This window comes from Brevibacterium mcbrellneri ATCC 49030, assembly GCF_000178455.1.
In the GTDB taxonomy this organism is placed as follows: domain Bacteria; phylum Actinomycetota; class Actinomycetes; order Actinomycetales; family Brevibacteriaceae; genus Brevibacterium; species Brevibacterium mcbrellneri.
Genome location: NZ_ADNU01000053.1, coordinates 18,220 through 29,711 on the forward strand (window position 1 = coordinate 18,220; position 11,492 = coordinate 29,711).

Annotated in this window: 9 protein-coding genes, 1 rRNA gene and 1 pseudogene; 7 read left to right on the forward strand and 4 right to left on the reverse strand. The window is 57.8% G+C overall.

The annotated features are described in order from the left end of the window. Window positions 1–79 precede the first annotated feature (79 nt). The 3 genes from HMPREF0183_RS09420 to aceA form a co-directional block, all read right to left on the reverse strand. Window positions 80–1,300, reverse strand: a complete 1,221-nt coding sequence (locus HMPREF0183_RS09420) for a pyridoxal phosphate-dependent aminotransferase (RefSeq protein WP_005885378.1) — start codon at window positions 1,298–1,300, stop codon at window positions 80–82. Window positions 1,301–1,325: 25 nt separating this feature from the next. Continuing rightward, window positions 1,326–2,981: a malate synthase gene (locus HMPREF0183_RS09425; protein WP_005885380.1), complete on the reverse strand. Its 1,656-nt coding sequence runs from the start codon at window positions 2,979–2,981 to the stop codon at window positions 1,326–1,328. Between the two features lie 112 nt (window positions 2,982–3,093). Beyond that, a complete protein-coding gene (aceA, locus tag HMPREF0183_RS09430) occupies window positions 3,094–4,371 on the reverse strand; it encodes an isocitrate lyase (RefSeq protein WP_005885382.1) in 1,278 nt (425 codons plus the stop codon). 181 nt (window positions 4,372–4,552) lie between these two features. Here aceA and HMPREF0183_RS09435 point away from each other — a divergent pair, with 181 nt between their 5' ends. The 7 genes and pseudogenes from HMPREF0183_RS09435 to HMPREF0183_RS09460 all read left to right on the forward strand — a co-directional run bounded on the left by HMPREF0183_RS09435 (window position 4,553) and on the right by HMPREF0183_RS09460 (window position 11,190). Beyond that, window positions 4,553–6,061, forward strand: coding sequence for a helix-turn-helix transcriptional regulator (locus tag HMPREF0183_RS09435; protein ID WP_005885384.1), 1,509 nt, complete (start codon window positions 4,553–4,555; stop codon window positions 6,059–6,061). Window positions 6,062–6,161: 100 nt separating this feature from the next. Further along, window positions 6,162–7,028 carry an SDR family oxidoreductase gene (locus tag HMPREF0183_RS09440; protein WP_280990790.1) on the forward strand — a complete coding sequence of 289 codons (867 nt, stop codon included), beginning with the start codon at window positions 6,162–6,164 and terminating at the stop codon, window positions 7,026–7,028. A gap of 31 nt (window positions 7,029–7,059) precedes the next feature. Further along, window positions 7,060–7,875, forward strand: coding sequence for a TIGR03084 family metal-binding protein (locus HMPREF0183_RS09445; protein WP_005885388.1), 816 nt, complete (start codon window positions 7,060–7,062; stop codon window positions 7,873–7,875). A gap of 209 nt (window positions 7,876–8,084) precedes the next feature. Continuing rightward, window positions 8,085–8,162 (forward strand): annotated as a pseudogene (locus tag HMPREF0183_RS13520) (hypothetical protein); the annotation flags it as partial. An 83-nt stretch (window positions 8,163–8,245) separates the two neighbouring features. Continuing rightward, window positions 8,246–8,791: an acyl-CoA dehydrogenase family protein gene (locus HMPREF0183_RS13075; RefSeq protein ID WP_245527151.1), complete on the forward strand. Its 546-nt coding sequence runs from the start codon at window positions 8,246–8,248 to the stop codon at window positions 8,789–8,791. Window positions 8,792–8,840: 49 nt separating this feature from the next. After that, entirely contained in the window at window positions 8,841–10,385 is a 1,545-nt protein-coding gene (locus HMPREF0183_RS09455; RefSeq protein WP_005885392.1) for an acyl-CoA synthetase, read from the forward strand. Between the two features lie 139 nt (window positions 10,386–10,524). After that, window positions 10,525–11,190 (forward strand): hypothetical protein, encoded by a 666-nt coding sequence (locus HMPREF0183_RS09460; RefSeq protein WP_040348827.1) that lies wholly within the window; start codon window positions 10,525–10,527, stop codon window positions 11,188–11,190. A gap of 65 nt (window positions 11,191–11,255) precedes the next feature. Here the strand turns inward: HMPREF0183_RS09460 and rrf are convergent. Next, window positions 11,256–11,374 (reverse strand): 5S ribosomal RNA (gene rrf / locus HMPREF0183_RS09465). Window positions 11,375–11,492 lie beyond the last annotated feature (118 nt).

Genomic DNA, 11,492 nt, shown 5'->3' on the forward strand with positions numbered 1-11,492 from the left:
TGGGCGCCCGACCCAAACCAAACAGCGCAAAGCGAGCGAAACTGCGCATTATATTGCGCAGTTTCGCTCGCTTTGCGCGTTAGTCGGTCAGATAAGCCGCTTGGAACTTAGCGATGCGACGCAGGGCCTCAGCAACCGCCTCGGGCCCGGCTGCCAAGGAAATACGCACCCACTTATCACCGTTGACGTTGTCAAAATCGAGGCCCGGGGACACCGCGACACCTTCCGTTTCCAGGAGCGCCGAACACCACTGGGTAGCCGTTTCATACGGCCCCAGTACGTCCTCCACCAGGCCGTACATGTAGAACGCGCCGTCGGCAGGTGCCAGGTCGCGCCAGCCCAGCGAAGGGGCGGCGTCCAGAACGTTCTGACGTGCGCGGGCAAACCGGGCGAGGGCCTCCTCACCTTCTGCGTAGGCGGATTCAGAGAAGGCTTCGATGGCGGCGTGCTGAGCCGGGACCGGGGCGCACAGCGCGTAGTTTCCAGCCAGGCCGGCAATTGTGTCCACGAGGTTTTCTGGCAGAACAGCCCAGCCCAAACGCCAACCGGTCATGCCCCAGTACTTAGAGAATGAGCTGATGACGATCGCGTCGTCGTTGAACTGCAGAGCACAGTCGCCAATCGAATCAGTGAAAGTGATGCCGTGGTAGATCTCGTCGCTGATGATACGAACGTCGTGACTGTGGCACCACTTGGATAGCTGTTCAAACTGCTCACCAGGGATCATGGTGCCGGTGGGGTTCGCCGGTGAGGCCAGCATGACACCCGCGAGCGCACCTTCACTGTGCGCCTGGTCCAGCAGTTCAACCGTGGGTTGGAAGCGTTCGTCGGGGCCACAGTCCAGCTCTACGACCTCGATACCCTGGCCGGCCAAAATGTTCTTGTAGGCGGCGTATCCGGGGCGGGCCAACGCCACGCGGTCCCCTGCGTCAAAGCACGCGAGGAAGGACAGAAGGAACGCGCCAGACGACCCCGTGGTGACGAAGAACCGCTCAGCCGGAATGTCCAGCCCGTACCAGCGCTTGTAGTGGCCGGACAGGGCTTCGCGTAGAGGCAGAATACCGGCAGCTGGTGAGTAACCCAGGGATGTTCCGTCGGTCATGATGTCAGCGGCGCGGGTGCGAACTGCTTTAGGTGCGCCCTGCAGCGGTTCACCCACGCACAGGGAAATGATGTCGCGTCCCTGCGCTTCAAGTTCTGCTACTCGCTGCAGAATGTTCATGACAGAAAACGGGCGCACCACCTTTGCCCGGTCTGAAATGCGTGTCAGGGTGCTGGGTAAAGGTTGGCTACTGTTCATGCACACATCGTGTCACACCAGCCCGTTATGCAGCGCGCGAAACACCGGGCGCGTTGGCACGCGAAGGGTTTAGCACCGACGCCCCACGAAACACCATGTGGTCGCGGTAGGCCACCGGGTAGAACGGCTCCGGAGCACCTTCACTGCGCAGCGCACTGTGAATGAAGTCTTCAGCCTCATCAAAGTGATCGGCGTTGGTACGCGGAAGCACCGCCAACTCTTCCACCAAGAACCGCGTCACCAGCGCCTGGCTAAGCATCCGCCCATCTTCCAAGGTCACGCCCTGGCGCGTCCACTGCCACAGTTGCAACCGCGCAAGCTCAGCTGTCGACGCATCCTCAACATACCCGTCGTAACCGACACTGCCCACGCCCCGCAGCCACGCATTGATGTAGTGCAGGCACACCCGCAAGTTCCACCGCACACCCTCTTCACTGATCACTCCGGTAGGAACCGTGAGCAACTGCTCAGTCAGATCAACACGGTCAGTGGCAACGACCTCGGCCGCAGGAACCGACGCACGGTCAGCCCGCGCCTTCCCATACGCCGCCCGCACCACGTCGATCAGCGACCGGTGCGCGATCCACGTGCCATCGAAACCAGCGGACACCTCGGCCAGCTTGTCCTCATACACGCGCTCACGCTCATGCGGCTCTGCAACCGGCAAATGCGCCGACTCAACCACAGCCGTACTCAACCCGCCCAACGCCTGGGCCCCACGCCGGTGACACGTGCTCACCAGCAGGTCCGTAAACGCGCGAATGAACGGCGAATCCGACCGAATTTCGTCCCGCTGCGGAACCGTAAACCCGTCGCGCAGACCAAAGTGCGTCACCAGCGAACCCACGTAATCCCAACGCCCAGCCGCCAGGCCAACCACGTGATCGCGCAGTTCGTACAAGATTTCGTCCATCTGGAACGCCGCCGTCACCGACTCGATCAACACCGTCGCCCGAATCGTCCCCCGGTCAAACCCCAGAGTCTCCTGCGCGTGCTCAAACAGGCTGTTCCACAACCTGGCCTCATGCCTGTTTTCGACCTTAGGGAGGTAGAAGTACGGCCCGTGATTACGCTTGAGCAGCGGCCGACTGTTGTGGAACACAAACAGCCCAAAATCCACCAGGGTCGCACTGGCAGGGTGCGCGCGTCCGGTCGTGTCCGTCCAGGTCAGGTGGTCCTCTGTGAGGTTCCATCCCCGAGGTCGCAGCACCATCGTGGGCGGGTGCGGGTTACGTGCTTTGAAAGTTTTTCCCGAACGCGACTGGAACGCGAAATCACCGCGGGCAGCCCGCATGAGACATTCGTGAGCCGTCACCATGTTCGACCAGGTGGGGGCCATGCCGTCTTCTAAGTCAGCCATCCACACGTCAGCGTCAGAGTTGCAGGACTTGGCGGCCTCCCGGGGTTCTACCGGGGTCGCCAGCTCCACAACGCGGCGTTTGAGTCCCGGCGCTCCCGAGGTGCCAACCACCTTCCAGTCCCCACTTCGGATGTCGCTGGTGGCAGGGTCGAAGGTGGGGAGGTCACCGTTTTCGAAACCACCTCGGCTGGCGTTGCGGGCGGCAAGTAGTTCGCGTCGCCGCGCGTAGAACACGCGGTGGAGTTCGTCGAGGAAGTCGCACGCGGCGGGGGTGAAGATGTTGTCGACGCCGGAGATGTGTGGCCCGTTGACGGTGAACATTGTGCCTCCTTGTGGTTCGAGGCGCCCGGTAGTGGCTCAGGCTACCGGGCGCCTCGAAGAGTGGGTGCGCAATTGCTGGAATGGTCACCAACTGCGCTGGTGTTTGAGCAGTTTAGAACTGCGCTGCTTCGGTTGAGTCCTTCAGCGCGGTGGTCGAGGACTGTGGGTTAACTGCCGTGCTGACCAGGTCGAAGTATCCGGTTCCAACTTCGCGCTGGTGCTTAGTAGCGGTGTAGCCGCGCTCTTCACTGCCGAACTCGCGTTCCTGCAGTTCGACGTACGCCTTCATCTGTTCGCGGGCGTAGCCGTGTGCCAGGTCGAACATGGAGTAGTTGAGTGCGTGGAATCCGGCAAGGGTGATGAACTGGAACTTGTATCCCATGGCTCCGAGTTCGCGCTGGAACTTGGCAATCGTGTCGTCGTCCAGGTGCTTCTTCCAGTTAAACGACGGTGAGCAGTTGTAGGCCAACATCTGATCTGGGTACTCAGCCTTGATCGCTTCTGCGAATTGGCGGGCCACGTCCAGGTCTGGTGTGGAGGTTTCCATCCACAACAGGTCGCTGTACGGGGCGAACGCCAGACCGCGGTGAATGCATGGCTGCAGTCCGTTGTTGACCTTGAAGTAGCCCTCTGCAGTGCGTTCGCCTGTAAGGTACTTCTGGTCGCGTTCGTCCACGTCCGAGGTGATCAGAGTTGCCGCTTCCGCGTCAGTTCGCGCGATGATGAGGGTGGGGACGTTTTCAACGTCGGCAGCCAGGCGGGCTGCGTTGAGGGTGCGGATGTGCTGTGCCGTTGGCACCAGCACCTTTCCACCCAGGTGGCCACACTTCTTTTCGGATCCCAGCTGATCTTCGAAGTGAACACCAGCAGCACCAGCGTTGATCATTCCGCGCATGAGTTCGTAAACGTTCAGCGCGCCACCGAACCCGGCTTCTGCGTCAGCAACGATGGGTGCCAACCAGTCTTCGACCGACTTGTTGCCTTCCGAGGTTTCAATCTGGTCAGCGCGCATAAGTGCGTTGTTGATGCGGCGCACGACAGCTGGCACTGAGTTAGCAGGGTAAATGGACTGGTCTGGGTAGGTTTGAGATGCGAGGTTAGCGTCTGCTGCGACCTGCCAACCGGACAGGTAGATAGCCTTGAGGCCGGCCTTGACCTGCTGGACAGCCTGGTTACCGGTGAGAGCACCCAGTGCGTTGACGAAGTCTTCCGAGTGGACTAGGCTCCACAGGCGTTCGGCACCGTGGCGAGCAAGAGTGTGTTCTTCAATCAGCGATCCGCGCAGTTTAACCACATCATCTGCCGTGTAGTCACGGGCGACACCGGACCAGCGCGGGTTGGTTGCCCAGTCGCTACGGATTGCATCTGCGTTGTGCAGTTCGTTAGTCATCGCATCTCGCTTTCACTTGAGTTGTCTTGCTTGGTGTTGCCGCAAGGTTTTTCGTTGTTGTGAATCCAGTATTCGCCCTGCACAAGGGGGTGAGAAGAGTTTTTTCGAGTAAAAAATCACGATTTTTCTGTTTTTCGTGAATGTGCCACTTCTGTGGCTCCAGTCACACTAAGATGGGTTCATGGGAGAACACACGCCGCACGCTCACCGGCCTGGCACCAACGCAGCCGGCCCCGAAACCGCGAGCGCCGAGTCCGCAACACAAGGGACCGCCGACGCACTCAGTATTGGGCGGAAAATTCGCCACTTTCGCACAGAACAAGGCCTAACGCTGGAACAACTCGGCGAGCGCGTGGGCCGTGCCGCATCTCAAATCTCAGCGTTTGAATCAGGCAACCGAGAACCCTCTATCGCAGTCCTAACGGCACTTGCCAAGGCACTTGACACCTCGGCGGCCGAACTCCTTGACCCCACGCCCGTCTCACAACGGCAAGCGTTAGAACTGGAAGCCGAACGTGCGCAACGCTCACCCCTGTACTCCTCACTCAACCTACCCACGGTGCGCGTGAAATCACTTCCCAACGACGCACTTGAGGCGATCGTGGGGCTGCAACGGAGTCTGCACGACATGACGAAGAAACGGGCCGCCACACCGGAAGAAGCCCGGCGAACCAACCGGTTATTGCGCGAAAAAATGCGCTCGCGTGGGAACTACTTTGGGGAGTTGGAAGAGCAGGCGCGGAAAGTGTTGGCGCACATCGACTATCACGGCGGGCCTTTGAGCCGCCGGGACGCGGCACACATTGCTGAACGGTTGGGTTTTAACTTGCACTATGTATCGGATTTGCCCAGGTCAGTGCGGTCGTTGTCCGACACGCTCAACAAGCGGTTGTATCTGTCGAACGACGATGCGGTGGGCACAGACCCCCGGTCGAATTTGCTGACTGCGTTGGCCTCAGCAATCTTGGAGCAGAAACCGCCTTCTAACTACCAAGACTTCCTCACCCAGCGCGTGGAGGCCAACTATGTTGCCGCAGCCCTTCTGATTCCGGAAAAAGCCGCTGTTCCGTTCCTTCAAACAGCGAAGAAAAGTCGCCGTATTTCTATTGAAGAGCTTCGCGACTACTTTGGGGTGAGCTACGAAACAGCTGCCCACCGGTTCACGAATCTGGCCACGGAGCACTTGGATTTACCAGTCCACTTCATGAAAGTGCACATCGACGGCACGGTACACAAAGCGTATTCCAATGACGGCCTGCCGTTCCCCACTGACCCGCTTGGCGCGGTTGAAGGGCAGTACGCGTGCAAGCGGTTCAGTTCACGCACGGTGTTCACGATCGCCGACAGGTTCAGCCCCTACTTCCAGTACACCGACACCCCGGAAGGCACTTATTGGTGCACGGCACGTGTCATGCCGGGCGCAGGTGATTTTGCGATTAGCATGGGAGTTCCGTTTGCGCACGTCAAGTGGTTTGAAGGTCGCGACACCGAGGTTCGCTCAAAGTCGTGGTGCCCCGACCCCAGTTGCTGTCGCCAGCCACCTGAGTGGTTAGAGGAAAAGTGGGCAGATGCGTCATGGCCGTCAGCGCGTACACACTCGTCACTTCTCGCAGCCGTGCCGCCTGGAGTGTTTCCCGGCGTGGATTCCACCGAGGTGTATGAGTTCCTAGAAAGGCACTCACGGGAGTGAGCACCAGCCCCATGACAGCGACTGAACAAACCATTCACAATTGATTGTTTTGTTGGTAGTGTGAGCGTCACAGTAACGACTCTGTGAGCTGAGGTATGCAGTGAAGCAATCTCCACACGTTCCATCCGGACGCGAATCGCTAGCGGGAAAACGGATCTTGATGTCCGGCGGTAGCCGAGGAATCGGCCTCGCAATCGCCAAACGAGCCGCCCAAGACGGCGCGCAGGTTTCTCTTCTCGCCAAAACAGACACCCCGGACCCCAGAATTCCCGGCACGATCCACACCGCCGTCCAGGAAATCGAAGAAGCTGGTGGCACCGCGCATCCTTATGTGGGAGATGTGCGCGATATCGATCGGGTGCAAGATGTCGTCAAAGAGTGCGCAGAAGCAATGGATGGAATCGACATCGTCGTCAACAACGCTTCAGCTATTGACTTACGGGGGTTCTCCGAAGTGCCCAATAAACGTTGGGCGTTGATGAAAGACATCAACATCGGCGGAACTCTCAACCTGATCTCCTCAGCCCTACCTACCCTGTTGGAGTCCTCCAGTCCGCGGGTGCTGACCCTGTCACCACCCATCAACTTAAACCCCACGTGGCTAGGCGCCCACGCACCGTACACCGTGAGCAAGTACGGGATGAGCATTTTGGCCTTAGGACTTGCGGAAGAGCAGCGCGCCAACCCAGACTTCTCATCCTTTTGCTTGTGGCCGCGGACGCTCATCGCGACAGCGGCTGTTGCGAACATCGTCGGTGGTGAAGAGGGAATGCGCGCAGCCCGTCTTCCACAAATCATGGCCGATGCCGCATACTCCCTCTTGACCCGCCCTGCTGCAGACACCTCGGGCCGGGCCTTTATTGACGAAGAAGTGCTCCGTGAAGATGGGGTCACCGACTTGAGCGAGTATGCCGCAGTTCCGGGAACTCCCGATGACCAACTTGAGACGGACCTTTTCCTGGACTGACGTCAGACTGGGCTGACAAAGGAGCGCCACAATGACAAACAACAGTGCACTCATCCGCGAACTGCTCAGCGTTCTGCAGGACGAACGGCAGACTGTTTTAGACGTGTTAGCCGCCTCCCCCAGCGCCTTTTGGACGGCACAAACCCCGGCTGAAGGGTGGGACGTGCGCGATCAGATCATTCATTTGGCGCACTTCGATTACATGGCGGGATTGGCGCTGAGCGATCCGCAGAGCTTCATCGCTTCCGTTAAGAAGATCAAGGATTTAGACGCGTATGTCGATTTAATCGGGCCTGCAAATGCGTCGCGGTCCAATGAGAACATCCTCCAGTGGTGGGAGCGCCAGGCTGATTTCCTGGCGCGCTCCGCGGTGGCGTGCGTGGAGGGTGCTGTGGAGGACTCACCGCGTGCCCCATGGTTCGGTGTGAGCATGAGCCCAGCGTCGATGATCACGGCGCGGATCATGGAAACGTGGGCTCACTCTCAAGACGTGCTCGACACCGCTGGGGTCAAACGTGCGTCTTCTGTTGCACTCGACCACATTGCCTACTTAGGGGTGCGGGCCCTTCCCAATTCGTTTATCGCGCGTGGAGAAGAAGTGCCAACTGTGCCCGTGCGGGTGGAGTTGGTTGGTTTTGATGGGAAGCCTCTGGAGTTCGGCCCTGAGGACGCCGAGGACGTTGTGAGTGGGTCTGTTGAAGACTTTGCGTTGGTCGTGACTCAGCGACGGCATGTGGCTGACACCGGAATCAGCACGCGTGGTCCTGTAGCCGAAAAGTGGATGCGCATTGCGCAGGCGTTTGCTGGAACGCCGGGCGCAGGGCGGGCACCGGGGCAGTTCGCTTAGACCCAATCGGCTCAACAGTGCGGCCACCTAAGCGACGACACAATGATGTGGAGGACACAGTGACAGCATGGAATGACCCCGATCTCGATGCGCTGAGCGAAACCACCCGCCGTTTTGCTCAGCAGCACATACTTCCCTACCAGAATGAGTGAGAGTCCAGTGGACAGGTTCCGCGTGAGCTCAGTGCCAAGGCAGGAAAGCTGGGTCTGTTGGGAGCAGGATTTGCAGAAAGTGCTGGTGGTGGTGGCGGTGGTGCACGAGCCGCGACCGCTGTTTCAGAAGCTCTCCACGAAGCAGGGGTCGGTGGCGGTGTGGTCTCGGCCTTGTTCGTGATGGCGACGAATGGGTCATTAACGGCGAAAAGACGTTTATCACTTCCGGCGCCCGGGCTGATTTTGTGGTCACGGCGGTGCGCACTGGGGCCGCTGGTTCACAGGGCATTTCACTTATCGTCGTCCCAACTGACACCCCTGGTTTCACTGTTGCCAAAACACTGGACAAGCTCGGTTGGCGGTCGTCAGACACTGCCGAACTCGTCTACCAGGATGTGCGAGTGCCTATCGAAAACCTTGTAGGCGAAGAGAACAAAGGTTTCCAGTTGATCTCGCAGGCGTTCGTTACCGAACGGCTGACGCTGGCTTCGCAAGCGTATGCGACAGCACAGCGCTGCCTCGATCTGGCAATCCAGTGGACACGCGACCGTGAAACGTTCGGCCAACCACTCATCACACGACAAGCAGTGGAGGGTGCCGAATGGGTTGTCTATCAAGCACAGCAACTGTTTGGCGGACTGGGCTATATTACCGAGGCCGAAGTAGAAAAACACTATAGAGACATTCGAATCCTCGCAATCGGCGGGGGCACGACAGAAATTCTCATGACGCTGGCCGCCAAGAAATTGGGCATGGTCGGTTGATCGTTCGGAGTCAATGAAGACTCTGAAATCAGTAGAACCAAGGAGAACCATGAAAATCACAATCGGGTCATGGGTTTCGGGAAACGCAGTTCGCCATCCCGACAACGTTGCACTCATCGACGCAGAAACTGGACAGTCTTTGACCTATCGCGCCCTCAATGAGCGCACCGACCAGCTGGCGAGTTCACTGTCCAACGCGGGTGTGAGCCAAGGTGACAGAGTGGCACTGGTGACGCTCAACAGCACCGACATGCTCGAGGTCATCATTGCGGTGTCGAAGCTCGGAGCAGTCAGTGTGCCCATCAACTTCCGACTCACCTCACGCGAGATTCGCTTTATTCTTGAAGACTCCGGGGCGGTTCTGTGCTTTGCAAGCGACGTGTTTATGCCGACAGTCACCCCAGCAGCAGAGGGCCTCGACATTAAACAGGTTGTTAGCGTGCCCTCGAAGATGTCACAGCAACCACGCGACGCTTCGACCTATGACGTGTTCCTCGCAAGCGGAGGCGACGGAGTGCAGAGCCCTCCCGCCGAGTGGAACGAACTCGCGATGCTCATGTACACCTCGGGCACAACGGGCAATCCCAAGGGCGCAATGCTCACAAACGGCAACCTGTTCGCTAACTCCATTCAGTCTGCCGAGAGAACCCTGGGCGTACGGATGGACGACATTAACCTGTCAGTGGCACCCTTGTTCCACATTGGAGCACTAGGCATTCACACGCTCCCCCTGTTGTATTGGGCAGGTTGTACCGTTATTGCTGAAGCGTTCGATCCTGAGACGTGGGCAGCTCAGGTTGAGAAATACAGGGCCACTAAGACGTTCTTAGTACCAACCATGTGGCACACTGTCGTCGCATCAGGCGCCTTGGACAGACATGACATGTCGAGTCTCAATATTGGGTTTTCCGGTGGGGCACCTTGCCCAGTCGCCCTGATTGAAAAGCTGATAGAGCATGACATTCCGATCATCGAAGGGTTCGGTATGACCGAAACCTCGCCAGTCGTCTCTTTTAACGACGCGAAGACTGCAGTCACAAAAGCTGGCACAATCGGCCGACCTGTTATGCACGTCGAAATGCGCGTTGTTGATGCATCCCGAAACGACGTTCCGGTTGGCGAGGTTGGCGAACTTGCTCTCTCAGGCCCATCCATTATCAGCGCGTATTGGAATCGTCCAGATACAAACGCCACGTCCTTTGAGGACGGCTGGTTCTTCACAGGCGATATGGCGAAGGTGGATGAAGATGGCTACTGGTACATCGTCGACCGGAAGAAGGATATGCTCATCACTGGCGGCGAAAATGTGTACCCGGTCGAGGTTGAACAGATGCTGTACCGGCATGATGCAGTCGCCGAGGTGGCAGTGGTTGGTACCGCTGACGAAACGTGGGGCGAAGTCGTCACCGCTTACATTGTTCTGGCAGGAGGCCACACGCCGTCAGACGAACTCGCAACTCGCATTGAAGAGTTTTCGCGCGAACATCTTGCGAGTTACAAGATTCCGCGCCGGATCCGTTTCGTTGATGAACTCCCAAAGACCGCCACTGGGAAAATTCGAAAGACACTGCTGCGCTCGGAGGGTTTCGCTTAGTACGTTTCGACTGATCACATTATGTAACTGACCAGCAACAGAGGTGTCTGGGCCAGCACTCCAATCGCTTCAAGGCTGTTTGGTCTATTACTACCGTCGTAAGTAAGACATCAAAAGCCAAGCGAAACGGAGCGCTGACATGATGAACAAGCTACACATTCGTTCAACCATTGTTGCCGTTGCAGTTGCAGTTGCAGCGTCACTTTCACTCACCGGTTGTGGTCTATTGAGTGAACAGACCCAGCCGCAAGAAGGACAAGGCACCGAACAGCAACCTCAGGGCGAAGGTACAGCACCTGACCAGGGCTCTGCGCCCGATCAAGGCGCCGCGCCTGACCAAGGTTCAGCACCAGACAAGGGCACTGCACCTGACCAAGGCAGCACGGGCTCGAGCAACAGTGGCACGAGTAACCAGGGCAGCGGTTCTTCGGGAAGTAGCTCTTCTGGGGGAAGCTCATCGGGTAGCAACTCATCTGGTGGTGGAACAGGCGACAGCCAGGACACCTCAAATAAAGCTTCAGACACTCGGGTGAAGATCGACAGCAAAGGCAACGGCGTTATTCCTAAAGCCGCCATTGAAGACGACATTTATGACCTCATGAAAAACAAGTACAACATGAAACTAACTGCAGTTGAGTGTTTGGGTGATGTCAAGGTTTACCAGGGTCGTGGTTCGCAGAGCTGTGAGCTTAAAACACCAGACCGCCCATACTTTGGAACTGTGATTGTAAAAGGCATCAACAAAGGCATGATCCAGTACCAAATCAAATTCCCAAGCCTGCCCGATGACGTCAAAGTGAACTGATTTTGGGTGAATGTGAAAAGAGGAGGCCACGGTTTCGTGGTCTCCTCTTTTCTTTTAGGTTGGTTTTGCGGCGGTGTCTTACTCTCCCACACTCTCTCGGGTGCAGTACCATCAGCGCTGTCAGGCTTAGCTTCCGGGTTCGGAATGGTGATCCGGGCGTTTCCCTGACGCTATAACCACCGCAAAAAACAGTGGGGGCACACACAGTGCGTGCACAGTGTTTTTTGTGTTGTTCGTGTGGACGCGAGTCAATCAATGTTCGTTCGTGATCACCAGTGTTAATCAACGAGTGTTTGTTGTTA